The organism is Deltaproteobacteria bacterium IMCC39524 (genome assembly GCA_029667085.1).
GTDB lineage: Bacteria > Desulfobacterota > Desulfuromonadia > Desulfuromonadales > BM103 > M0040.
Genome location: JARUHJ010000001.1, coordinates 796,545 through 822,188, shown reverse-complemented (window position 1 = coordinate 822,188; position 25,644 = coordinate 796,545). Strand labels below are relative to the sequence as shown.

The window sequence follows — 25,644 nt, the reverse complement described above, 5'->3', positions numbered from 1 at the left end:
TCCGCTATTATCAAGGCCCTTTTGCCCACAGCTTGAAACGTTAGCTGTGATGGCAACACATCAAAACATTTCAGAGGTTTAGTCTATGCAAAAAACGATTTTGTCAGGCAATGAGGCTTTCGCCCGTGCCGCCTACGAGGCGGGTGTTACCGTTGCCTCTGCTTACCCGGGAACCCCTTCTACTGAAATCCTGGAAAACATAACTCAATATGAGCGTATTGACGCCTCCTGGGCGCCAAATGAGAAGGTCGCTTTGGAAGTTGGGATCGGCGCAAGTATCGGTGGCGCCAGAACGATCGTGACGATGAAGCATGTTGGTGTCAACGTCGCTGCCGACCCGCTGTTTACTTTCTCCTACACGGGGGTTCGTGGTGGGATGGTCCTGGTGGTTGCGGACGACCCCGAGATGCACTCATCACAGGACGAGCAGGATAGCCGCCACTACGCGCGCTTTGCCAAGGTGCCGATGTTTGAACCTGCTGATAGCCAGGAGGCTCTAGATTTTACCCGCCTGGCTTTTGAGGTGAGTGAACAGTTTGACGCGCCAATTATGGTTCGTAGTACGACTCGCATCTCTCACTCCAAATCGATCGTTGAGTTGGGTGAGCCTCTTATGGAGCTTCCTGAAACAGGGCTGGTTCGCGACCCCAGCAAGTTTGTGATGCTGCCTGGCAATGCCAGGATTCGTCATCCCCTGGTCGAAAAACGCCTTGAGGAGATGTCCGAATGGGCGTGCACCCAGGGGTTTAATCGTATTGAAGCTGGTGACGGTAAGCTTGGCATCATCACCTCAGGTGTCGCCTATCAATACGCCCGTGAAGTTTTCCCGGACGCCGACATCCTTAAGCTTGGTTTGGTCTACCCTCTGCCAAAACAGATGATCCGTGACTTTGCCGCACGCTTTGACACTCTCTACGTGATTGAGGAGCTCGACCCCTTTATCGAAGAACAGGTCAAGGCCATGGGTATTAACGTCATTGGCAAAGAAAAAGTTCCTATCTGCGGCGAACTGTCTCCCGGTCGTTTACGCCAGGCTTTTGATCTAAATCCTCCGAATCTGCCGCCAATCAAAGAAGATTTACCGCCAAGACCGCCCAACATGTGTCCGGGTTGCCCTCATCGTGGCGTGTTTCACGCACTAAACCGTCTCAAGGCTTACGTGACTGGTGATATAGGCTGCTACACCCTCGGCTTTATGCCGCCTCTCTCCGCAATGGACACTTGTATCTGCATGGGTGCCAGTATTGGTAATGCCACCGGGTTGAGCAAGGTCCTGAACGAAGAGGATCGTAAGAAGGTTGTTGCTGTTATCGGAGATTCCACTTTCCTGCATACCGGTATCAACGGCCTGATGGATATGGTTTACAATAAATCGACGGCCACCGTATTGATACTGGATAACAGTACTACTGGCATGACAGGTCGTCAGGATAACCCGTCAACCGGCTTCACTCTGGATGGTCAGCTTGCTGATCAGGTTGATTTAGAAGCGCTCTGCCGAGCCCTGGGTGTCAAGCATGTTGAAACAGTCGATCCGGCCCAGATGGATACAACTCGCAAGGTTATCAAAGAAGCCATGGAGCGCCCCGAGGTTTCGGTCGTCATTACGCGTCGTCCCTGTGTGTTGATCAAGCATGAAAACGTTGTGGAGGATCTACCTCCTCTATATGTCAAGACCGATAAATGCGTTGCCTGCAAGGCCTGCCTGACGATCGGTTGTCCGGCGATTGAATGGGAGACGGGCAAAGACGGTTCAAAGGGGAATTGCAAGGTCGATCGTTTACTTTGTAATGGCTGCCAGGTTTGTATGCAATTATGTAAATTCGATGCTTTCGGAGTGTGCGATGACTGACAATAACGTTACCAATATATTGATGGCCGGTGTCGGCGGGCAGGGAACCCTGCTGGCCAGTGAAATCCTTTCCGAAGTCCTTATGCAGGCTGGCTATGATGTTAAAAAGGCTGAAGTGCATGGTATGGCTCAACGCGGTGGCAGTGTCGTCTCCCACGTTCGTTTTGGCAAGAAGGTGTTTTCGTCAATCATCCCGGAAGGAGAGGTGGATGTCCTCTTTGGTTTCGAACTCCTTGAGACCTACCGTTATCTCCCGCTGGTCAAAGAATTGGGAGCCGTTGTGGTGAACAACCTGAAGATAGCGCCGCCGTCAGTCGCCCTTGGCAAAAGGGATTACCCAACAGATGTCGCTGCTAAGCTGAAAGAGTTGGTCGCCAACGTCCATGTTGTAGACGGCCTTCAGCTTGCCGAACAGGCAGGCAATTCGAGAACGGTTAACACCGTATTGTTAGGTGCTCTCTCCAATACCCTCGAGCCTACTCATGAGCAGTGGATAGCCGCGATCAAGAGCTTGGTCCCTGAGCGATTCCTCGATGTTAACTTGAAAGCTTTTGAGCTGGGTCGGCAGGTTTGTTAGTTCCTCTGGAAGCAAAGGCGATAAGCTTTTAACCCAAAGACGCAAAGGTTAAAAGAAAGAAGAAACGTTAGAGTTTATAGACCCTGTTTTTCTCTGAGTTTTTATTGCCTTTGCGCCTTTCTTAGCTTAGCTTTGCGACATTGCGTTACGCTTTAATCTTTAGGTTTGATCAACCTCTTTTCTCAAAAAGCATAAGGACTTAAACCATGATCTGGAACGACGAGTTTGAAAGACTGCCCCGAGAAGCTCTCGAATCCCTTCAGGCCAAACGTTTGCAGCAGGTCGCTGAACGTGTTTATGCCACGGTCCCTTTTTACAAGCAGCAGTTTGACAAGGCCGGCGTGAAACCGGAGAAAATCAAATCTCTTGATGACCTGCGGCGCCTGCCTTTTACGCTCAAGCAGGATATGCGGGACAACTATCCTTACGGTCTCTTTGCCAAGCCCCTTGATCAGATTGTTCGGATTCACGCCTCCTCGGGAACAACAGGCAAGCCGACTGTGGTTGGTTACACGAAACGAGACATTGAAAACTGGACAGAGTTGATGGCTCGCTCCTTTACCGCAGCCGGGGCCAATCGCGGTGACATCCTGCATAACGCCTATGGCTATGGACTCTTCACCGGAGGTCTTGGTGCTCATTATGGTGCTGAAAAGATAGGTGCTTCGGTCATCCCCATGTCTGGTGGCAACACCAAAAAGCAGTTGATGATCATGCAGGACTTCGGTTCTACCGTCCTCACCTGTACACCATCCTATAGTCTCTACCTGGCCGAAGCGGCTGCGGAAGAAGGTCTCGATATTCGCAAGTTCAAGCTACGTATCGGTATCCTCGGTGCAGAGCCATGGTCAGAAAAACTGCGCAACGAAATTGAAGAGAAGGTCGGTATCAAAGCCATCGATATCTACGGCCTTTCTGAGATTCTGGGACCCGGCGTCGGCGTCGAATGTATCGAGGCCCAAAGTGGCCTGCATATCTGGGAGGATCATTTTATCCCGGAGATTATCGATCCGATCAGTGGTGAGTCCCTTCCTGACGGTGAACAGGGAGAGTTGGTGATTACGACGATCACTAAAGAGGGTATTCCGATGATCCGTTATCGTACCCGGGACATTACCAGAATTATTGCTGAACCATGCATCTGCGGTCGAACTCACCGTCGTCTGGAACGTATGTGTGGCCGTTCGGATGATATGCTGATTATTCGGGGCGTTAATGTGTATCCGTCTCAGATTGAAAGCGTTCTCATGGATATCGAGGGCGTTGAGCCGCACTATATGCTTATCGTTGACCGTGAAGGAACTCTTGACACCCTGGAGGTTCAGGTTGAAGTCAACGAGCAAACCTTCTCTGATGAGATTAAGGTGCTGCAGGGGCTGTCCCGTCGCATCGAAAAAGAGATCAAGGATCTTCTCGGCATCAGTTGCCGTATTCGACTGGTCGAACCCAAAACCATTGCCCGCAGTGAGGGAAAAGCACAGCGGGTTATCGATAACCGACCGAAATAGTAAAAGTGAGGGATGATTATGAAAGTTGAACAGATTTCCATTTTTATTGAAAATAAGTCCGGTCGACTCGCTGAGGTGGCCAGGGTTTTGGGCGAGAAGGGCGTGAATATCCGCGCACTCTCTCTGGCTGATACTTCAGATTTCGGCATCCTCCGACTGCTTGTCGACAATACGGATATTGCCCAAACGACTTTAAAAGAAAATGGCTTCACAGTTAATAAAACAGAAGTCGTTGCAGTTGAGGTTCCGGATGAGCCGGGCGGTCTCTGCAATATCCTACAGGTGCTCGACGATGCACAAGTCAACGTTGAGTACATGTATGCTTTTGTAGAACGCAATGCCGGTAATGCCGTTATCATTTTCCGTTTTGACGACGTTGATAATGCAATAGCCGTGTTGAACGAAAAGGGTGTTAGTATTCTGTCCGGAGAGAAGCTTTACAGTCTTTAGACAGCTACTTAGAGCTTAGTGTTAATGTGACAAATAAACTTTAACGGTATCTATTTTGAACCATAATATTTGGGATCCTCTCCACGAATGTCTGGAGCGCAAGGACCTTGAACGACTGCAGTTAGAACGGTTACGTTCTACCCTGGAGCGCGTAGCCAAGGTGCCATGCTACAAAGATAAATTTTCAGAGTCAGGCATTTCCCCTGGTGATATTCACTCCCTTGACGATATGGCTAAGCTGCCATTTACTACCAAGGAAGATCTGCGGCAGAACTATCCTTACGGCATGTTTGCTGTACCGATGAGAGATGTCGTCAGAATCCATTCCTCCTCGGGTACCACAGGTAAGCCCACCGTCGTTGGCTACTCCCGCAAAGATCTGGACGACTGGTCTGGTCTGGTTGCCCGTTTCATGACCGCTGCCGGTGTTTTGCCTGATGATATCGTCCATATAGCCTTTGGTTATGGTCTCTTTACCGGTGCGTTCGGTTTGCATTATGGTGCAGAACTGATTGGCTCTGCCGTTATTCCCATGTCCGGCGGCAACACCGAACGGCAAATCATGATTCTCAAGGATTATGAAGCCACGGCTCTTGTTTGCACGCCCTCTTATGCCCTTACGCTTGCTGACCGTATTGAAAAAATGGGACACGATCCACGGACTTACCTCAGTTTGAAGGTTGGCTTGTTTGGTGGAGAACCCTGGAGCGAAGGACTGCGTCGTGAGATAGAGGAACGCCTGAATATTGTCGCAACTGATAATTACGGCCTCTCTGAAATTGTCGGGCCCGGCGTTGCGGGTGAATGCCTTTGTAAAAAAGGCATGCATATCTTTGAAGATCACTTTATCCCGGAAATCATCGATCCTGAAACGGGCAAGGTATTGCCTCACGGTGAGAAGGGCGAGCTCGTTCTGACCAATATTGTTCAGGAGGCAATTCCCCTGATTCGGTATCGAACGCGAGATATTACCCGCCTCCATTATGATAAATGCGATTGCGGGCGAACTATGGTGCGTATGGAGAAGACCATGGGCCGTAGTGATGACATGCTGATCATCAAGGGAGTGAATGTCTTCCCCACCCAGATAGAAGAGGTCCTGTTCCAGGTTGAAGGCTGTGAACCGCACTATCAATTGATTGTTGAAAGGGAGGGAACTCTCGATACCCTGGAAGTTCAGGTTGAGGTCAACGAAAACATCTTCTTCGATGAAATGAGGAAGCAGCGCGCCTTTGTAGAGATGCTCGAAAAACGTCTTGCAACCAATATTGGGCTGCATGCCAAGATAAAACTTGTTGAGCCTTCAGCCATGCCGAGGCATGAAGGTAAGGCTAACCGAATCATCGACAAAAGGAATAAATAAACTTATTCTAACTGTCTGTTTTTTATAATTATTTTGAATCTTTTTAGAGCTATGATTATTGCTTGACATAAAGGGTGTTTATAAACAATAATTCGAATCCGTCGGGCTGTAGCGCAGTCTGGTAGCGCACTTGACTGGGGGTCAAGGTGTCGGAGGTTCAAATCCTCTCAGCCCGACCAAATTATTCATCAATAAGGCCACTCAGAAATGGGTGGCCTTATTGCGTTATTGGTTTCAATGAAATTCTGAAATCTGTTGATTTCTGCATTGCCTGGCGGGTTGTGCCCCTCTGTAATATTTTCAGCCCTTGGATAAATCTTGCCATTATTGACCCCGGCAAACTGACCAGACGGTTGGTACAGTTTTCACTAACATCCATCGGTAGTGGCCTTAGTTTTAGCTTAAATACAAAACACCATGCTGTGGCAGTGTTTCAAGAGGTTTGGAGCGGATATTATCTAAAGAGATTTTTTAAGGAATGTTTTGTGGCGTTTTAAAATCGTATATTGACAAGTATAGGTAGCGTCTTATTCTTTTAACTTGTCGCTAGGTATTTTCTTCTTTTGCCGTTTCGTGTGTAGATGTTGTGAATAGATCATATTATGCAAACTCTTCAAATCCCTAAAGGTTTATTTGCCTCCTTGACTTTTTTGTTTTGGATTGGCGTATGGGCTTTTGGCATAGGCTTGATTCTTGTTGGGGGGCTGCGCTGGTGGTATGGAGACCATTTGCTTCCAGTGCGATTGTGCAACTACCTGATGCCCTGGCTTCTTATTGGGACTGCAGTAGGAATAGGTGCTTCTTTGTTAACTGGTCGTCACTCGTTGGCTCTGCTCTTAGTAGCACCGACTCTGTTTATCATCGTAACTTATGCGCCTCTTTTTCTTCCGGGGCATGAGAGGCCCCAAGGTGGATTTAAGTTAAAAGTAATGAGCTACAATGTGTGGCGAGAAAATTCAAATATCCATGCAATTGCTGAGGTAATTCGTAAGCAAAAACCGGATTTGATTCTTCTTCAGGAGATACATCTCGACAAGTTAAGAGCATTGATTGCAGAACTCGATGATTTATATCCCAATGAAACCTATGTGACTTTTGAAGAACCTAAGCTTCAGGCCATGATCAGTTCTTTCCCCTTGAAGCGAGTTGATGCCGGGCATGAAAAGGGGAGGGCTCAGAAAGCGATTGCCTCGACACCTGGGGGGGCAATAACCGTTCTCAACGTTCACCCCTTTCGTGGGAGATGGCAGCGAAGGCACAAACAAATGATTAATTTGATTGCAGATGATATTGCTGGTGAAGACAGCCCAGTAATCTTAGGCGGAGATTTCAATACGACTGACCAGTCGCAAACCTATCGATTGTTTAGCACCATACTTAAAAATGCCCATTGGCAAGCAGGGTGGGGGCTTGGCTTTACTTACCCGACCCCTGCCGTCAATTTTTTGAAAAAAATATCATTACCTCCTCTAGTCCGTATTGATCACATATTCCATAGTAATCACTTTATTACGCAAAAGGCTTTGACCCTTCATGAATCGGGTGGATCGGATCATTTCCCGGTTATTGCGGAACTGATACTTAAAAGCGGAAGACCTGGCCCGGAAAATTAGTTAGTTGCCTGGTTTGTCCTCTTCATTTCTTTAGCCTTATTCGTTAGGTCTTTTCTTGTCCATAACACCTTTCCTCAGAAGTTATGAAACGCATCTCGCTGTGCCGGAGCAAGATGTTGTGCAATTCAAAAAAGAGGTCAAACTACAATTGCATCTGTTGTTCAGAGACGAAGTATGAACAATGCTTCCTTATCTGACATCATTCATATTGGCGTAAATCCAAAACGTGGTAAAGAAACTCATTCCTAGGACTAGCACCCTAAAATTGTTAGTTACAACTTTTGTATACCAAAGCTTTTCAACAAAAGATTGTAAAAAATAATATTAAGTTTTGGTCTCTTGAATTCTTATGTATCCGAGTTAAAAGTGTTTATAAGTCAATCATTTGTGCTCATTTTGTTTCATTAACTCGGTTTCTGGCGTTAAGTAAAAAAGGAGGCTTGGACTATGATTTTTAGGTTGCTCGCTATCATTGTTGTCTTGTCCCTATCGGCTTGCGCTCCTCCCTCCAATGTATCCCCTCCTGCTGCAAGTATTCAAAATGAAATTGCCTCTTCACCCCCTGAAGTTGTGCTTTCTCCAGGTGATGTCATTGACGTGAAATTCAGATTTACGCCTGAGTTGGATTATCAGCAAACTATACGACCTGATGGAAAAATAACTTTACAGATGGTTGAAGAGGTAATGGCTGAGGGCTTGACACCTGAAGGGCTGGATAAGCACCTTACTGAACTTTATTCGACAAAGCTTAAATCTCCAGAGATTACTGTCATTGTCGTTTCATTATCAAAACCAATGATTTACTTGACAGGGCAGGTTAAACGGCCTGACGCCTACAACCTTGATACAGGAACAACTGTACTTAAGGCAATAGCCATGGCTGGAGGATTCACTGAACTAGCATCACAGGGGAAGGTGACGATTATTCGCACGGCCAATGGCAAAGAGCAAGTCCTTGAGAACGTCTCTCTCCATGAAAAACTTATGCCAGAAGACGTAATGGTTGTCCCTGAAAGTTTTTTCTGATGAGAAACCTAACGGCTTTTGGTTTTTGGTTCATTTTCATAGAAAGCACGTAGCCAATCTGGGCAGTGATTTGGCTTAACGAATTAGACTTTTAGCGCCTAAGTGCTCAGGGGAATATTGACGATAATAATTGGTCATATTCACTAATCAGCAACAGTAAGTAATTATTATTTCTAGGGGTGTGGACAATGAAAAATAATAACAACTTGCCCGCAAATGCAGAATTTAATCAACAAATAGCTACTTTTCATGAGGGCTCTAGTTCTTTTCGTACTCTTTTGAGCATTCTATTCCGACAAAAGTTCTATGTTCTCGGGTTTTTTATTTCAACGTTTATATCTGTTGTCGTCTTTACCTTTATCTCTCCTGAGGTTTATCAGTCAGATGCCAAACTTTTTATCCAATTGGGACGTGAATCTATGTCAGTTGATCCTTCTGTCGTGGGCCCAACATCATCGGTAAGGCCTGATCGAGAAAGTGAACTTAATTCGGAGGTTGCAGCTCTTAAGAGTCGAGCCCTCGCCGAACAAGTTGTAGAAGGCATGGGGCCAAATACAATTCTGAACACGCCTGAAATTGAAGCGACAAATGGTACTAATTTTCAATCGACTAATTCAATAAAAAGTTTGTTGGTGAAGCTTGGCCTGAAGAAGTCAATACCAACCAGTGATATAGCCACAAATAAAGTGATGAAGAACCTGTCTGTAGGAGTAGAAAAGGGTAGTCATATCATAGCTCTTAGTTATCAGACAGGGAGTCCAGAGTTGGCTCGAAACTTACTGAATACCGTGATTGATCGATATCGTGACCGACACATTGAAATGCATCAGTCACAAGCCCCACTTCAATTTATTGAAAAAAGAGCAGAGCATTTGAGGGCGACTTTAGAACATAAAGAAGATCTGCTTAAAAACTATAAAGCACAGAATTTTATCTCTTCATTGGATGCACAAAAGGGAGAAATCTTAGAGCAGTTCAGTCTTCTCCAGAAGGAAAACGATCAGGTTGTCAGCTTGATAGGTGCTTCCAGTGCCAAAATCGAATCGATCAAAAGTAGTCTTCAGGGGCGTTCTCCTAATCGAGAACTGAGTCGTGTTGTTGGTCGGCCAAATAATATACAAGATCGACTTTTTGAGCTTCAATCTCAGGAAGCTGATCTAGCCGCTCATTACCCTGATACTGACAGGGGTCTTATCAACTTGCGAGATAAAATTCGTCTGACTGAAGAACAATTAAACCGGGAGAGTGAAACGCTCACCGTGGTTACTCAAGGTATTGATACACACTACCAAGCATTACAACTAAGTCTTACGAATGAGCTGGCCCAACTGCAGGCACTGAAGGCTCGTCAGAACATCCTTGGGCAGCAGCTCAAAGAGCGCAAGGCAGCTCTGTTAGAGATGTCAAATCACGAAATGAAACTAAAGGGTATCCAGCGTGAAATAGATATCGCAAACAGCGAATATCAGAGATACCAGGAGAACCTGCAACGGGCAAAGGCAGATGCAGATCTTGACTCCGGTCGAATTTCCAATGTCAGCATCATGCAGCCACCGAGCTTTTCCCAAGTTCCGATAAAGCCACGTAAAACTTTAAACCTACTTCTTGGCTTGCTGCTCGGTGTGGTTGGTGGACTAGGTCTGGCATTTTTCCGTGAGTATTTCGATTCCAGTATCAAGGACACAGTGGATGTCGAAGAGAAACTGGGCCTGCCAGTGTTGGCTAGTATTCCTTGCAAGGTGGTTTAAATCATGTATTTGAATTTCTATCAATTACATAAAAAACCTTTCAGCCTGGCTCCGGACCCAGAGTTTCTTTTCTTGAGCCAACAGCACAAAGACGCTTTGGGAGCAATTGTCTACGGCATAAGAGAGCGAGAAGGATTTGTTTCAATTGTAGGAGAGGTGGGTACCGGGAAAACAACTATTATAAGGTCTTTTTTGCATAAGGCAGGTCGCAATAAAATTCTGCCAATTTTTATTTTCAATTCAAAAATCACCTTTGCTGAGCTCATGAAAACTTTTCTGTCTGAAATCGGCCTTGATGTTGATGCCATTCAGGAAAAGTATAACGTCAACGATATGGTGCGGTTGGCTTATAACGCGATGCTGGAAAAAACGAGAGAGGGCAAGAACCTCGTCTTGATTATTGATGAAGCGCAGAATATGCCTGTAGAGACACTGGGAAGCCTTTGCATCCTTTCAAACTTTGAGACGGCAAAAGCCAAGCTCATTCAGATAGTTCTCGTCGGTCAACCGGAATTGCAAAAGAAGCTTGATCTTCACGAGTTGAGGCAACTCCGTCAAAGGATTGCCTACCGCGCTTTGATTACGCCTTTATCAATAAAAGACAGTATGAATTACCTTCACCACAGGCTGTCATTATCTGCTATCGGCAAGACACCTGCTTTTACGGCAAGTGCAATCAGGCGTATCGTTGAACATTCAAAGGGGATCCCAAGGGTCATCAATATCCTTTGTGAAAACTCCCTCGTTGCTGGCTATGGGTCACAAAAAAAACCTGTTTCGTTGAAACTTGTGAAACAGGTCATAGATGAATATGAGGGGAAACGTCTGCCTAAACACTTTCAGCTCAGAAACGTCACGGGCAGTGTTCTGGTTGTCTTGTTAACGGCATTCCTGGTTGCCTCATATCTTCCCTCCCGGGCCAACTCACCTGTAGAAGAGCAGGCCTCAATCAGAGTCCTCCCAGAGGCTCCGCTTCAATCGGATACGAGTAACGAAGGGGAGATTCCTTCAAGCAAAAATGTTGTGAAACCGGTTGTACTCGAAACAGTTATAGCGCCCAGTGCGCAAGAGATACGGGACACTGATGACTCTGGCTCAAGCAAGCTTCCTGCTAAAACCTTATCTCCCCAGCCAGTAGAAACGCTAACTTTAGCTAACTTGCCTGAGATATTGAGAGAGCAGTCAACGATCGGTGCGGCTGAAGACAAAAACGTGCGGTCGGAAGAAGGATCTTATTCCTCCAGACCTACAGAGCGATACATTCCCTCTAAGCAATCGACATCCTTGAGAGTTGCACAAAAGGGTGACACCGTATCAAAACTTTTCCTGGAAAAATATGGCTTTTATAACACACGAGCCCTTGAATGGATCAAGAGTCACAACCCACATATTGCCAACATGGATCAAATTCAAATTGATCAAATTATATATTTTCCTGCCATAGAACCTTGAGTTTCTAGCGCTTATGTATCATGGGGAGGTGAACTCCCTGCACGATCATTTTAGGAGGTGCAGCGAATGACTAGAATATATGAAGCCCTTGAGCAGTTTGACCTTGAGCATTCCGGAGGATCTGAGTCTTCCGGAGAAGCTGCACAACCGATTACACTTCCTCAAGTAATCAAGAAGGATAATGCTGTCACTCCGGAGCTAACGGAAACTTTGATTGGCCTGTATAGAACTATTTTTAACGCTGTGCCTGGTTCTGATGGTCGAATTATTCAGTTTGTTGAATCCGGTAAAGGGTCTGAATGTTCTAAATTAATCCGAGCCTTTGCCAAAGTGTCATCCAGTGTTCTTAAGAAATCCGTTCTTTTGTTGGATTCAAACCCTCAGTTGCCAATCAGTTTTGATTTTTTCAACCAACAATCAAGGGTCGAATGGATTAACGGCTTGAAAAATGATCGGGGCAACAACGATTCGAAAAACTTACTCTCCGTAAGTCGCCTTTCTATGGAACCAGGACTGCTTCCCGTTGATTTGGAACCCACACATAACGAAGAGTTTATGGCGCAGTTAAAAAAATCTTTTGATCTCGTATTGGTTGACTCATGGTCTGTATCGGTTCCCCCGAAACCAGTGCTTTTTTCGCCCCATGTTGATGGCGTTGTGATGGTTGTTGATGCAGGTAAGACACGTTGGCCGATTGCAGAAAGGCAAAAGAGGGAACTTACCGCTCAGGGAGGGAATGTTTTGGGAGTGATACTCAATAACCGGACCTACCCAATCCCTGATTGTATTTACAGACGTTTATAGAAGTAAACGGAGGTGCTGAGATGACTATCACAGAAAGAGTAAAGCACCTGGTGAAAAAATCTTCAGACCAGGAAGACTTTGAGGGATTGTTCCTGCCGAAAGAGATCTTTCGCAAGATCATAAATCGGGAACGAGACCGGGCCAATAGGACAGGAGAAGTCTTTTCGCTGGTTGTTTTCGTGCTGCAAGACAATGGAAAGAAACAGGAGACCCTTGCGCTTCTGAATGACACACTCTCTCCACGCGTAAGATCAATTGATGCCATTGGTTGGCTTGACATACAGCATGTAGGCATTCTGCTGCCTGAAACGAACTCCGCGGGTGCACACTTGTTTGCACGTAAAATCTCTCAAGAGACCCTCACCGTTAAGGCTAAGCTGAGTTACGAAATCTTTACCTATCCTTCCGAGAAATTAACCGACCCACAAAAAATTCCTCTTTATGTGTTGTCTGGAAAGGATGATCTTAAAATCAACAGCATGTCTGCTGGGCATAAAAGGTTCTTAAGTAAAACACAACGAAATGTTGATTATATGTTTTTCCTTTCAAAAAGACTCTTAAAACGCGGCTTAGATGTTTTCGGTGCTACAGCCTTCTTATTGATATTCTCCCCTCTTTTTTTAGCCATTGCCGCCCTCATCAAGATTGTCTCCCCCGGGCCGGTTTTTTATAAACAGGAACGGATTGGTTATGCTGGCCAACCATTTACTTTCTTGAAGTTTCGCACTATGCGTCTCAACGCGGAGACTCAGGAACATCAGGATTACCTTGCCTTATTAATCAATGGATCCTCTGATGAAAATGGTTCAGAAGTGCCAATGGCCAAGCTGGATCATGACCCCCAGATTATTCCGTGTGGAGGTCTGTTACGAAAATCGTGTCTGGATGAACTCCCTCAATTATTCAATGTGTTGCGTGGAGAAATGAGCCTGGTCGGTCCTCGTCCGCCGATCCCCTATGAGGTAAAGGAATATCACCCCTGGCATAGGGGGCGTTTTAATGCACTCCCAGGCATGACGGGTCTATGGCAGGTCAGCGGTAAAAACAAACTTTCCTTCAGAGAAATGGTGAGGCTGGACATTCGATACACCAGAGAGCGTTCATTATGGGTAGATATTAAAATTCTGTTTAGAACTCCGCTGGCGATCTTCGAGCAACTTAGGGACAGTTTGAAAAACAAAAAATCGAGTATTGAGGAAGGGGTCTGATGATGTTGAACGTGGCGGTCATAGGTTGTGGTTATTGGGGTCCGAATTTAGTGCGTAATTTCAATTCATTATCCGAGTGCGATGTTACAACAGTCTGCGATGCTTGCGATGACCGGTTGTCACATATGCAAAAGCTATATCCTCACTTAAAAATAGTAACCGATGCGGACGAAGTTTTTAGTGATAAAACGATTGATGCGGTCGCAATAGCAACACCCGTTAAATTTCATTATGACCTGGCTATGAAGAGTCTTCAGGCTGGAAAACACACCTTTATAGAGAAGCCCATGGCTTCCTCCGTTGATCAGTGCAGGGAGTTGCTGGCTCTCGCTCACGAACAAGGATTGACCTTGATGGTTGGGCATACGTTTATATATTCACCGCCAGTCAGAAAAATTAAGGAATTGGTCGATTCTGGTGACCTTGGAGGCATCCAATACGTCAGTTCGCGGCGTTTGAACCTGGGGCTCTACCAGAAGGATATTAACGTTTCCTGGGATCTTGCCCCACACGATATCGCCATTATCTTGTACGTCTTAAATGATCAACCTGTATCGGTTAACTGTCAGGGGAAGGCCCACGTTTCCAAAGGGGTCGAGGACGTTTGTAATATGACGATTAATTTTGCCAATGGGGGGTTTTGTACGATTCAGAGTAGTTGGCTTGACCCTAATAAAATTCGTGAAATGACCTTTGTTGGTGAAAAAAGAATGCTTGTTTATAACGATTTAGAGCCGATTGAGAAAATTAAAATATATGACAAAAGAGTTGAAAAGCCTCCTCATTATGACACCTTTGCTGAATTCCATTATTCCTACCATTATGGTGACATGTATTCGCCATATCTTAAGCAATTTGAACCCTTAAAAGAAGAGTGCCAGCATTTCATAGATTGCATAAAGACCAAATGTAAATCCATCTCCGGCGGACTCGAAGGACTGAAAGTCGTCCAGATCCTTTCGGCAGCTTCAGAATCCCTTAAACAGAATGGTGCCGCTGTTTCTATCGGTAATTTAGGTTAACTCATTGGAGGCTTGGTCCATGAAAAATATTGCTCCTGACGTTCAACTTGGAGTTGATGTGAAAATCTACGATTTTGTCAATTTGTACGGCTGTACAATTGGCGATAACTCGAAAATAGGAACCTTTGTCGAAATCCAGAAAGGGGCTGTTATCGGCAATAACTGTAAGATCTCCAGCCATACATTCATTTGTGAAGGAGTTACTATAGAGGCCGGGGTCTTTGTTGGTCATAACGTAACCTTCATCAATGATAGGTATCCGCGTTCTACTTCAGAAGATGGAGAACTACAGACTGAGGACGATTGGGCCTGTGTCCCAACACTGATTAAACAGGGCGCGTCTATTGGTTCCAGTGCGACTTTATTGTGTGGTGTCACCGTAGGTGAGAACGCAATTGTTGGCGCTGGTAGCGTCGTTACCAAAGATGTCGCAGCTAATTCCGTTGTCGCCGGCAATCCTGCCAGAGTTATGAAACAACAATAGGGAGGAGACTATGAAAGTCCCTTTTATGGACCTCAAGGCTCTGCACGCTTCCATAAATGATGAAATTCAAACATCGATTAATGAGGTTATTGCAAGCTGTGCTTTTTCCGGTGGCCCGTTTGTAGAAACTTTTGAGAAGCAGTTTGCTGCATTCACCCAGTGTGATTATGCCGTCGGCGTGGGGAGTGGTACCGAGGCTTTATGGATGGCCCTGATGGCACTCGGAATAGGTGAAGGTGACGAAGTCATTACAGCCCCCAATACTTTTATCGCAACGGCTGAAGCGATCAGTTTTTGCGGTGCTAAACCAGTATTCGTTGACATTGATGATCATAGCTACACGATCAATCCGGAGTTAATTGAAGCCGCCATCACTCCCAAGACCAAAGCAATTGTTCCTGTGCACATATTTGGACAGATGGCTGATATGGACTCCATTATGACCATCGCAAAGGAATATGGGCTTTTTGTTGTGGAGGATGCTTGTCAGGCACATGGCGCTGAATATAAGCAGCGGACTGCTGGCTCAATTGGGGATGCGGGCTGTTTCAGCTTTTATCCTGGCAAGAATCTTGGCGCCTTTGGTGAGGCTGGTGCAGTGACGACAAATAACCCAAAAGTTGCTCAGATGATTCATCTCTTACGTGATCATGGTCAGAGTAAAAAGTATGACCACAGTGTTATCGGTTGGAATGGCCGTATGGATGGAATCCAGGCAGCCGTTTTAAGTGTGAAACTAAAGCGACTGGCAGGGTGGAATCAATCTCGCAGAGACAACGCCAGCCACTACAACAGTTTTTTGTCTGATATTAAAGAGCTGAGGGTGCCAAGTTCAAAAGTGCACAATAAACACGTTTATCATATTTATTCTGTCCGAGTCCCAAACCGAACTGAGTTTATGGCATCTCTAACGAGCAAGGATATTTCATGTGGGATTCATTATCCAAATCCTGTTCATACGCAAAGAGCTTACGCGGGGTTAGGCTGTGCTCAGGGGAGTTATCCTGTTGCGGAAAGTTGTGCAAAAGAATTCGTTTCTCTGCCTATGTGCCCAGAATTGAGCGTGGAACAGATAGAGTATGTATCACATCATGTTAGGGAAACTTTTTAATGAGATACGATGGAGTGTTCTAGCATGAGCTACAAGGTTCTTAATCCATTGAATATCGAAAATTGGGATAGCCTTATCTCCTGCCATCAGGACGCAACTTTTTTTCACTCCCAATCTTGGGCTAAGTTGCTGAGCGATACCTATGGCTATGAGCCACGATACTTTTCGATTTTTGCTGAAGATAAGTTGTGCTTTCTGCTGCCAATAATGGAAATAAAGAGCCTTTTCACCGGACGACGTGGTGTGTCGTTACCCTTTACTGACTACGTTCGGCCCATTGTATCAAGACCAGAGGAGCTGCAACAACTTTGGCAAGAGTTGATTGAACATGCAAAAAAGTCCCATTGGCAGCACATCGATTTGCGCGGAGATGTCGGTGACCAGGCGATAGGAAGCGTTTACGATAGTTTTTATCAGCATGATATTCGGCTAATGGAAGACGCTGATCAAATGTTTTCTCAATTTAGTAACAACAATAGAAGGAATATAAAAAAGGCAATTAGGGAGGGTGTAGAAATTGAGATTCGCCATGATATGGAATCAGTCGATGAATTCTACCACTTGAATTCTATTACCAGGAAGAGGCATGGCATTCCATCACAGCCATATAGATTCTTTGAAAACCTATATAAGTATGTAATCAGCGATGGAAAAGGCATCATTGTGACTGCTAAAAAGCGTGGAGAGGTTGTTGCCGGATCAATTTATTTCCTTTTCGGGAAAAGTGCAATTTACAAATACGGGGCGTCAAAAAAAGAAGAAGGCTATTTGAGAGCCAACAACTTGGTGATGTGGGAAGCAATAAAATGGTTATCTAAAAGAAACTATACAAGTCTTAGCTTGGGAAGAACGGAAAAAAATAATGCTGGATTGGTGAGATATAAAAACGGCTGGGCTCCAGAACAAAAATCAATCAGTTACTACAGATACAAGATCAAAGATAATAAGTTCGTCGTGAAAGAGAAGGGGCCAGGATCACTCAGTACAGGCTTTTTTAAGGCCGCTCCTGTGACAGTTTCAAACTTTCTAGGTGGGGTACTCTACAGACATGTTGGGTAACAGACTCTATTACTATATGAAACCGGCAATTCCCAGGTCGGTGCAGATTTCGATGCGACAATTTGTTGCTGAACTGCAGCTTAAGAGAGTCTTGGACCGCTGGCCGATTGACCCAACAAGCGGAAAGAAGCCTGATGGCTGGCCTGGGTGGCCTGAAGGAAAGAGCTTTGCTCTGGTTTTGACCCACGATGTTGATACTGCTACTGGCCAGGAAAACTGTATCAAGCTGAAAGATCTAGAGCAAAGACTAGGATTTAGATCGAGTTTTAATTTTGTCCCAGAACGTTATGACGTTTCTGCTGAAATCTTTGAGGACCTGATGGAGAACGGGTTTGAGATAGGCGTGCATGGGTTGAATCATGATGGCAAGTTATATAATTCCAGGCGCATATTTTTAGAGCGAGCAGCCAAGATCAATCATTATTTAAAAGAGTGGGGCGCGGTTGGGTTTAGGTCGCCTTCTATGCATCATAATCTGGAATGGTTACACGAACTGAACATTGAATATGATTCTTCAACTTTTGATACCGATCCGTTTGAACCGTACTCAGACGGCACTAACACTATTTTCCCTTTTTGGGTGAATGGGCCATCAGGGCAAAAATACTTGGAGATTCCTTACACGCTTCCGCAAGATTTCTGTCTCTTTATTCTTCTTAAACATAAGACAATTGACCTTTGGAAAGAAAAGCTCGCTTGGGTTGCTTGCAATGGTGGGGCTGTGGTTTTGAATGTACATCCTGACTATCTTGCCTTTCATAATTGCCCGAGAAAAGCCGAATTCTATCCTTCCAGCTTCTATTCTGATTTTTTAAAACATCTCATTGAGTGTTATCGGGGTCAGTATTGGATGGCGCTGCCTAAAGATTTGACCAAATATTTGAGGTCGACATTCTAATTCTGATTAAGGGCTCTTGAGTAAGGAGAGGAGGACTGAGATGACGACCAGAGATATTATTCGTTCTTTTATCACCTCGGAGTTAATTGTTGACACTGATGGTACTCATTTGTCTGACACCGATCTGCTTCTTGAAACTGGTATTGTTGATTCATTTGGAATCATGTCTTTGCTGGGGTTCCTGGAGGATAAATTCTCTGTTCAGGTCTCAGCAGACGATTTACTTCCGGAAAATTTTGAATCAATTGCCTCCATTTCCGCATTGATCGCACAAAAGTGTGCCGGTCAGCCAGAGGCCTGACATGGATCTTCAATTGACTGATGAGCAGAAAATCTTAACAGATACCGTCGTCAATTTTTGTCGGCAGGAGCTCACATATAGCATCGACTGCTATGAAAAAAGTGGCGAGTTTCCCTGGGAGGCATGGAAAAAGTGTGCAGAAATGAATTTTATGGCTGTGCCGATCCCAGAAAAATACGGAGGGTGCGGGGTGGATCTTCTTACCACAACCCTGTTCCTGAAGGCATTTGGGTACGCATGTAAAGATGCGGGGTTGGTTCATGCTATCGCCACACAGCTATTGTGCGGTTTGCAGATCCATCTTTTTGGCAGTGACGAGTTGAAGACCAGGTATCTACCAGCTCTTTGCCGTGGTGAAAAGGTTTTTGCCCAGGCAATAACCGAGCCTGATACAGGTTCGGATGCTCTATCAATGCGGACCAGGGCTGTGAGGGAAAGGGGGAACTATCTCCTGAATGGCAGTAAGACTTTTATCACCAATGGTCCCTTGGCCAATGTGGCCATTGTCTTCGCCGTTACCGATCCGGAGAGAAAGTCACTTGGTCGGGTTTCCTGCTTTATCGTTGATGAAGGTTTAGAGGGCTTTGTAAAAGGTAAGCCTCTGGAGAAAATGGGGCTGACCACTTTACAGAATGGTGAGTTGTTTTTCGATAACTGCATGGTACCCAGTGCAAACATTCTTGGCAAAGAAGGCCAGGGAGGGATCATCTTCAATGAATCTATGGAGTGGGAGAGAAGTCTGCTTCCGGCTGCACATCTGGGGACAATGGAGCGAATACTTGAAACATCAGTAAAATATGCAAAAGAACGCAAAGCCTTCGGAAATACAATAGGAAGTTATCAGTCAATCTCAAACAAATTAAGCCGTATGAAGGTTAATGTTGAACTTGGAAAAAGAATTCTTTGGAGCTGTTCTGTATTAAAAGATAAAGAAAAGAGAGCAACTCTTGAGTCATCTATATGTAAACTTTTCATAAGTGAAAGTTTGAAGCAAGCAAGCTTGGATGCAGTTCAAATACACGGTGGATACGGATACATTAAAGAATATGAGGTAGAAAGAGATCTGCGAGATAGCATTGCATCTACAATTTATTCAGGGACATCAGAAATCCAACAGAACATTATTTCTAAATTCTTAGGATTGTAGCGTTGAAGACACTACTTGTTCAGCAATATCTTGATCTTGCGACATGCGAGAAACAGTCAAATGTCGCCGTAACTGATGGGAGGACGACTCTCAGTTATCGTGATCTGGAACTGTATTCGAACCGACTCGCAAATGGATTGATCGCTTGCGGAGTTAAAAGGCAAGACCGCGTTGCCTTTTGTCTAAATCGGTCGGTCGAAGTTCTGGTTGTTATTTTAGGGATCCTTAAAGCTGATGCCATATACGTACCGATCGACTGTAAAGCCCCGCTTGATCGCTGGCAAGATATTCTGGCTGACTGCTCGCCGACAGCGGTGGTATGCGATAGCCGGAACAGAAGCGAAACTGTGCAGCTAATAGATAAACTAGGGTCTGTGACGCCAATTTTGCAGCTTGATCCCGAATGCAATCTTGATGGGGCTGGTTTTGGATGGGATTCGATCAATAGCCGGACCGGAAAATATAGAGATCATCAACCGAGTTATCACAATAATGAGTCGGATATTGCCTACATCCTTTACACCTCCGGTTCAACAGGTAAGCCGAAGGGTGTGATGATTTCGCATCAAAATATCAGTAACTATATAAATTGGGCAGTCAATTACTTTCAAATTAATGAAAAGGATAGGATTTTAGGGACCGCGCCATTTCATTTCGACATGTCGACTTTTGACATCTACTGTTCGTTGAAAGCCGGAGGCACCCTTTGTATTGCGAGTGAAGAATCTACACTATTCCCAAAGAAACTCGTTGATTTTGTTGAAAAAGAAGAAATCACTCTCTGGAAAGGTGTTTCGTCGTTGCTCCTGTATATGGCCAAGGCGAATGTCATTGGAAAAAACCGTATGCGCAGCTTGAAGCAAATCATATTTGCCGGCGAGCCTTTCCCCACGAAATATTTATTGAAGTGGATGAACGAGTACCCGGAGAAAATTTTTTACAACGGCTATGGACCAACAGAGGCAACCGGCATTTCCTTATGCTATCGAGTGGAGCAGGTGCCGAAAAATCCACAAGAAAAAATACCGATCGGAATCCCTTGTGAAGGGACATATGTCACTCTTCTCGCGGAAGATAATACTCCGGTCAATATCGGAGAGGTTGGCGAATTGTGTCTTGCCGGTCTGGGTTTATCGAAGGGGTATCTGAATGACCAGGTAAAGACGGACGCAGTTTTCGTTTTCAATGACGCTATTGGAGCAAACGAAAGAATTTACAAAACCGGAGATCTTGCTGTTTTGTTGCCTTGCGGCAATTATCAATTCATCGGCAGGAAAGACAGACAGTTGAAGTTTATGGGATATCGCATAGAGGCAGGTGAGGTCGAACATGCAATTTTGTCCCTGGACGGGATTAGCGACGCAGCGGTGATTCTGCATCAATCAAAACTTTACGAGGGAGCAACGGGGATCATTGCATTCGTCGAGGCTTCAGGCCCTTCGACTGACTTGAGGGAACTCAATCGATTAAAAAATTATTTACCTGTTTATATGATCCCAAAGCGATTTATTCAGCTGGATAGGATCCCGCGCTGCAACCGTGGGAAAATAAAATATGACGACTTGAACATGCACATTGATTCTTAGTTTCCGTGCGATTTGTTGTTACAACTAGCCCCGCAGAACAATATGGCTGGAATTAATATGGACAGAAAAAATGTTGAGTATGCATTGGACTTAATCAGGGATATCAAGGGTTCCTATACTTTTTATGATGTCCATGTTCATCCATTCGAAGTTATGGATGGAGCAATCAACTATGTCCGCTCGTCGACTTGTTACGGGTTATATAGCTCTGTGGCAGCAGAATATGTCATGCCGGAAATATCCGATTTAGATCTAAAGAAAAAAGAAAAGCTAGTCGGCGACTACCACGATAAAAAAATATTAAACAAGATGTTGCAGCTGAACAGAAGGCGAATCTACGCGCATAACGGACCTAAGGTGTTTTGCGATCAGATGAAATTGTCCGGAGTCGACAAGGTCGTCCTTCTTCCAGTCATGGCGAAAGACGAATATGGCGACCAACAGTTGCGTCTGCTGTCCGATATGTTTGGTGGCGATGACAGATTTTTGCTTGGCTATTGTGTCCCCAACGATATTTCAGTCAACGAAATTTCTGGAAAAATCAAGCGGGTCGTCAACGAATACAATGTGGAGGTCTTGAAAATTCATCCGAGTTTGCAGGGTATTAACCCGTCAAGAACAGAAGGGAAAGACAGAATAGAGAGTATCCTTGCCGCAGCAAAAGAGGAAAGCTTGAAAGTTATCATTCATGGCGGCCTGAGCCTGGATTGTAAGGATGCTCACGCCGTCGCGTACGGTGCAGTCAGTAATCTTCAACACATTGACTGGTCAATAACTTCTGAGACTGTTGTCATTGCACACGCAGGCTCCTATGGACATAGCCCGGCAGAAGTCAGTCGAGACGTTCTTCCCTCCCTGAATAGGCTATTGTCCCATTACGAAAACCTTGTCGTCGATACCTCCGCACTAGAGGTCGATTTGCTTTCGCTTGTCTTCAAGAACATCAATACCGACAGGATTTGTTTTGGGTCCGACACCCTTTATGAGAAGCAGTGGATAGAAATGCTTAAGATGTGGTGCGCCTTACAACAATCAGTCATTAATCCCGAGGACTCACTAATCAAGGTCGCAAGCAGCAACCCCCTCAAACTTTTTCCAGGGGAGAATAAAAATGATCGAAAAATTACGGATCAGGTCGAATCAAATCGCTGAACTAAGTAAAAGTAATGGTCTTTGGCCAACGTTGAAAGCGTGCCTTTATGAGAACAAGGAAGCGATTCCGGTGTGCAAAGATCTGTCAACCTTGAAGGATTTGAAATCATTCGACCTTGGAGACAGCTTAAGGTTAGTAGAAATATCACTAGAAACAATAAAATCGCTACGATTGCATTATCCACTGAAAAGCAGGGGGCAAAAGGCTAATTATAACTTAAAAAAAGGAATTAAATCCTACGCCCTGCTAGATCAAGACTTTGTCTTGGCAGATGTCTGGTATGTAGATGGATCATCGACAACGGCAAAACATAAAGATCTAAATTTATTCCAAATAGATCTCATGCCTGATGAAGTCTATATGTTTGATCTTTATTTAGCACAAGACAAAAGAGGTCGGGCTACAGCGACTACATTTATGAGCCTTGTCTTGGGTGAGCTAAAGGAGCGTGGAATTAAAAAGGCTTACGGGTATTTTTTAAAAGACAATACACCTGCTCTTTGGGTTCATAGACTGCTTGGGTATGAGGAGCTTTCGGCTTATTTAATTAAAAGATATGCGACTTATGAGATGGCAAGAAGCAAGGAATGTCACGAAATAGCTAATGGTGAGAGATAAAGGTTCGCATTCCCCTACTTTAAGAAAGCAACTATCCATTGGTTGTAATGGCTAAACGTATTCTGAGAGGACATGACATGAGAGTTAGCATTTTTGGTCTTGGGTATGTTGGTGTGGTTTCCGCTGGTTGCCTTTCAAGTGATGGGCATTATGTCGTTGGGGTGGATAATCAGAAAACAAAGATCGATATGATCGAAAGTGGGCATAGCCCGATTATCGAACCGGGATTGGCTGACCTGATCAAACGGGGGAAGTCCTCGGGCAATTTGAAAGCGACTGAAGATGTGCAAAAGGCCATAAGTGAGACAGACATATCATTAATTTGCGTTGGTACTCCATGCAAAAAAAATGGAAGCTTGAACATCGGGTTTGTAGGTCGAGTCTGTGAAGAAATCGGATCATCTTTATCAACAAAGTCAAAATACCATGTAGTGGTTCTACGAAGTACTGTCTTGCCAGGAACAATGAAGGAATTAGTAATCCCAACTTTAGAAAAATATTCTGGAAAGAAAGCTGGTGAAGATTTTGGTGTATGTAACAATCCAGAGTTTTTGCGAGAGGGCACCGCAGTCCATGACTACAACCATCCGCCCAAAACTGTTATAGGCCAAAATGACTCAAAAAGTGGCAAGTGTTTAGCTCAACTCTACAAAGGTATCGATGCCCCTCTGTTTATGACAGACATGCAGACAGCGGAGATGGTGAAGTATGCAGATAACTCTTGGCATGCTTTAAAAGTTGCTTTTGCTAATGAAATTGGTGCCATAAGCAAAGCCAATGGAATAGACAGTCATGTCCTTATGGATATTTTCTGTTCAGATATGAAGCTGAACATTTCAACCGCTTACCTTAAACCAGGCTTTGCTTTCGGAGGGTCTTGCCTTCCGAAGGATCTTAATGCTCTAGTTTACCTTGGTAAGACCCTTGACATAGAACTTCCTTTGCTTAACTCGATTATGCCAAGTAATAAATCTCAAATAAACAGAGCAATAAATATAATAGAGGATCTTGGATCTAAGAAGGTTGGTTTTCTTGGCATAAGTTTCAAAGATGAAACTGACGATTTGAGAGAAAGTCCTACCGTAGCTATAGTAGAGCATCTAATCGGCAAGGGCTACGATTTGCGGTTGTACGATAGATGTGTAAATTTGGCAAAAATATTTGGAGCAAATAAAGATTATATTTTGAATACTATTCCACATATTTCTAATTTGATGGTTAATACAATTGAAGAAGTAATTAATCACGGAGATACTGTCGTAATAAGTAGCAGTTCAAATGATTATCTCTTGCCTTTGTCTAAAATAAATAACACAAAAAATATTTTTGACCTTGTCAGACTTGACGAAGAATTAAGGGGAGAAGAGCTTTATGAAGGAATCTGCTGGTAGCACAAAAAAAGTATTAATAATTTTGCAAAATTCCGTAATTCCAAAAGATCCGCGTGTTTGGCAGGAGGCCTGTGCGTTGAGGGATTTAGGGTTTTTGGTTTCGATTATATGCCCTGTTGACCAAGCCGCCAATCAGACACCTGGGAAGGAGATTCTTCATGGAGTCCATATATTTCGGCATCCGCTTCCTTTTCGAGGGCGTTCAGTGTTTGGTTACTTAGGTGAGTATGGGATTTCCCTGTTTTATGAGTTTTTTTTCTCCATATATGTGTACATCAAAAATGGATTTGACGTAATCCACGCCAGTAATCCACCAGACAATATCTTTTTAGTTGCTCTCCCTTTTAAGCTTTTGGGCGTTAAATTTGTTTTTGACCATCATGATATAAGTCCTGAATTATTTGAGATGAAGTTCGGAAAGAAGAGATATATCTACAAGCTTCTGCTGGCGTTTGAAAAATTCACATTTAAGACATGCGATATAGTTATATCGACAAATGAGTCATATAAAAAAATAGCCCATGAGCGTGGGGGTGTAGACCTTTCGAAAATACATATTGTTAGAAACGGGCCTGACCCGGGGCGAATTAAGGCAATGGCCCCGAATCATGCACTCAAAAATGGTCGTGATTTCCTAGTGGGTTATGTAGGCCTCATGAGTAAGCAAGAAGGGATTGATGGATTGTTACGTGTAGTGAGCTATATCGTTAATGGATTAGAGCGAACTGATATCCATTTTTGTTTGATAGGTTCTGGCGACGAGATTCCTTGTCTAAAGAATTATGCTAAGGAAATTAACGTTGCTGAGTTTGTGACTTTCACGGGCTACATTCCAGATAGTGAAATGATAGAAATACTGAATACTGCAGATGTTTGTGTAAACCCAGATGCAGTAAATGAAATGAATGATAAATCAACAATGATTAAAATTATGGAATATATGGCCTTAGGTAAACCAATTGTTCAGTTTGAAACAACAGAAGGAAGGTATTCAGCACAAGGTGCGGCCCTTTATGCCAAAAAGAATGATGAGGAAGATTTTGCGAAGAAAATAGTAAAGCTTATAGATAATCCAGAATTATGTAGAACTATGGGGGAGGTGGGTAGTCGAAGGGTTGAAGAACAACTTAGTTGGGTACACCAAAAAAAACGTCTTATAACTGCATATGATTCATTATAGTAGTATTTTTCCTGATAGATAGAATAGTTTCGATAGAATCAATATTACGTAGTTATTTTAAGGTTTTGAAAATAATAAAATAATTCATATTGC

The 25,644-nt window shown here is 44.3% G+C and carries 23 protein-coding genes and 1 tRNA gene; all 24 read left to right on the top strand.

Translation table 11 applies throughout. The features are described from left to right. Positions 1 to 85: 85 nt before the first annotated feature. The 24 genes from iorA (at position 86) to P9J64_03725 (ending at position 25,551) form a co-directional block, all read left to right on the top strand. On the top strand, positions 86 to 1,852 hold the full coding sequence (gene iorA, locus P9J64_03840) for an indolepyruvate ferredoxin oxidoreductase subunit alpha (protein MDG5467446.1): 1,767 nt from the start codon (positions 86 to 88) through the stop codon (positions 1,850 to 1,852). After that, positions 1,845 to 2,429: an indolepyruvate oxidoreductase subunit beta gene (locus P9J64_03835; GenBank protein ID MDG5467445.1), complete on the top strand. Its 585-nt coding sequence runs from the start codon at positions 1,845 to 1,847 to the stop codon at positions 2,427 to 2,429. The genes iorA and P9J64_03835 overlap by 8 nt, the downstream gene beginning before the upstream one ends. A gap of 206 nt (positions 2,430 to 2,635) precedes the next feature. After that, on the top strand, positions 2,636 to 3,937 hold the full coding sequence (locus P9J64_03830; GenBank protein ID MDG5467444.1) for a phenylacetate--CoA ligase: 1,302 nt from the start codon (positions 2,636 to 2,638) through the stop codon (positions 3,935 to 3,937). An 18-nt stretch (positions 3,938 to 3,955) separates the two neighbouring features. Further along, positions 3,956 to 4,387 (top strand): ACT domain-containing protein, encoded by a 432-nt coding sequence (locus tag P9J64_03825; protein ID MDG5467443.1) that lies wholly within the window; start codon positions 3,956 to 3,958, stop codon positions 4,385 to 4,387. A 55-nt stretch (positions 4,388 to 4,442) separates the two neighbouring features. Further along, on the top strand, positions 4,443 to 5,750 hold the full coding sequence (locus P9J64_03820; protein ID MDG5467442.1) for a phenylacetate--CoA ligase: 1,308 nt from the start codon (positions 4,443 to 4,445) through the stop codon (positions 5,748 to 5,750). Positions 5,751 to 5,852: 102 nt separating this feature from the next. Further along, positions 5,853 to 5,929, top strand: a tRNA-Pro gene (locus tag P9J64_03815). A gap of 423 nt (positions 5,930 to 6,352) precedes the next feature. After that, complete coding sequence (locus P9J64_03810) at positions 6,353 to 7,363, top strand: endonuclease/exonuclease/phosphatase family protein (protein MDG5467441.1); 1,011 nt, start codon at positions 6,353 to 6,355, stop codon at positions 7,361 to 7,363. A gap of 447 nt (positions 7,364 to 7,810) precedes the next feature. Then, positions 7,811 to 8,389 carry a polysaccharide biosynthesis/export family protein gene (locus P9J64_03805; GenBank protein ID MDG5467440.1) on the top strand — a complete coding sequence of 193 codons (579 nt, stop codon included), beginning with the start codon at positions 7,811 to 7,813 and terminating at the stop codon, positions 8,387 to 8,389. A gap of 188 nt (positions 8,390 to 8,577) precedes the next feature. Then, positions 8,578 to 10,137, top strand: coding sequence for a GNVR domain-containing protein (locus P9J64_03800; GenBank protein MDG5467439.1), 1,560 nt, complete (start codon positions 8,578 to 8,580; stop codon positions 10,135 to 10,137). A gap of 3 nt (positions 10,138 to 10,140) precedes the next feature. Further along, positions 10,141 to 11,589 (top strand): AAA family ATPase, encoded by a 1,449-nt coding sequence (locus tag P9J64_03795; protein ID MDG5467438.1) that lies wholly within the window; start codon positions 10,141 to 10,143, stop codon positions 11,587 to 11,589. 66 nt (positions 11,590 to 11,655) lie between these two features. Then, a complete protein-coding gene (locus P9J64_03790; GenBank protein MDG5467437.1) occupies positions 11,656 to 12,393 on the top strand; it encodes a hypothetical protein in 738 nt (245 codons plus the stop codon). Positions 12,394 to 12,413: 20 nt separating this feature from the next. After that, complete coding sequence (locus P9J64_03785; GenBank protein ID MDG5467436.1) at positions 12,414 to 13,601, top strand: sugar transferase; 1,188 nt, start codon at positions 12,414 to 12,416, stop codon at positions 13,599 to 13,601. Then, positions 13,601 to 14,623: a Gfo/Idh/MocA family oxidoreductase gene (locus tag P9J64_03780; protein MDG5467435.1), complete on the top strand. Its 1,023-nt coding sequence runs from the start codon at positions 13,601 to 13,603 to the stop codon at positions 14,621 to 14,623. The genes P9J64_03785 and P9J64_03780 overlap by 1 nt, the downstream gene beginning before the upstream one ends. Before the next feature lie 19 nt (positions 14,624 to 14,642). Further along, entirely contained in the window at positions 14,643 to 15,107 is a 465-nt protein-coding gene (locus P9J64_03775; protein MDG5467434.1) for an acyltransferase, read from the top strand. Positions 15,108 to 15,117: 10 nt separating this feature from the next. After that, positions 15,118 to 16,218: a DegT/DnrJ/EryC1/StrS family aminotransferase gene (locus P9J64_03770; protein MDG5467433.1), complete on the top strand. Its 1,101-nt coding sequence runs from the start codon at positions 15,118 to 15,120 to the stop codon at positions 16,216 to 16,218. 24 nt (positions 16,219 to 16,242) lie between these two features. Beyond that, entirely contained in the window at positions 16,243 to 17,277 is a 1,035-nt protein-coding gene (locus P9J64_03765; protein MDG5467432.1) for a peptidoglycan bridge formation glycyltransferase FemA/FemB family protein, read from the top strand. Positions 17,278 to 17,293: 16 nt separating this feature from the next. After that, positions 17,294 to 18,175 (top strand): hypothetical protein, encoded by an 882-nt coding sequence (locus P9J64_03760; protein MDG5467431.1) that lies wholly within the window; start codon positions 17,294 to 17,296, stop codon positions 18,173 to 18,175. A 40-nt stretch (positions 18,176 to 18,215) separates the two neighbouring features. Next, positions 18,216 to 18,476, top strand: a complete 261-nt coding sequence (locus tag P9J64_03755; GenBank protein MDG5467430.1) for an acyl carrier protein — start codon at positions 18,216 to 18,218, stop codon at positions 18,474 to 18,476. A gap of 1 nt (position 18,477) precedes the next feature. After that, entirely contained in the window at positions 18,478 to 19,623 is a 1,146-nt protein-coding gene (locus P9J64_03750) for an acyl-CoA dehydrogenase family protein (GenBank protein MDG5467429.1), read from the top strand. A gap of 2 nt (positions 19,624 to 19,625) precedes the next feature. After that, on the top strand, positions 19,626 to 21,209 hold the full coding sequence (locus P9J64_03745; GenBank protein MDG5467428.1) for an amino acid adenylation domain-containing protein: 1,584 nt from the start codon (positions 19,626 to 19,628) through the stop codon (positions 21,207 to 21,209). 42 nt (positions 21,210 to 21,251) lie between these two features. Next, positions 21,252 to 22,361 carry an amidohydrolase family protein gene (locus P9J64_03740; GenBank protein ID MDG5467427.1) on the top strand — a complete coding sequence of 370 codons (1,110 nt, stop codon included), beginning with the start codon at positions 21,252 to 21,254 and terminating at the stop codon, positions 22,359 to 22,361. After that, positions 22,321 to 22,980 (top strand): hypothetical protein, encoded by a 660-nt coding sequence (locus P9J64_03735; protein ID MDG5467426.1) that lies wholly within the window; start codon positions 22,321 to 22,323, stop codon positions 22,978 to 22,980. Before P9J64_03740 ends, P9J64_03735 begins: the two co-directional genes overlap by 41 nt. Positions 22,981 to 23,057: 77 nt before the next feature. After that, complete coding sequence (locus P9J64_03730; GenBank protein ID MDG5467425.1) at positions 23,058 to 24,371, top strand: nucleotide sugar dehydrogenase; 1,314 nt, start codon at positions 23,058 to 23,060, stop codon at positions 24,369 to 24,371. Further along, positions 24,352 to 25,551 carry a glycosyltransferase family 4 protein gene (locus P9J64_03725; GenBank protein ID MDG5467424.1) on the top strand — a complete coding sequence of 400 codons (1,200 nt, stop codon included), beginning with the start codon at positions 24,352 to 24,354 and terminating at the stop codon, positions 25,549 to 25,551. Before P9J64_03730 ends, P9J64_03725 begins: the two co-directional genes overlap by 20 nt. Positions 25,552 to 25,644: the final 93 nt, after the last annotated feature.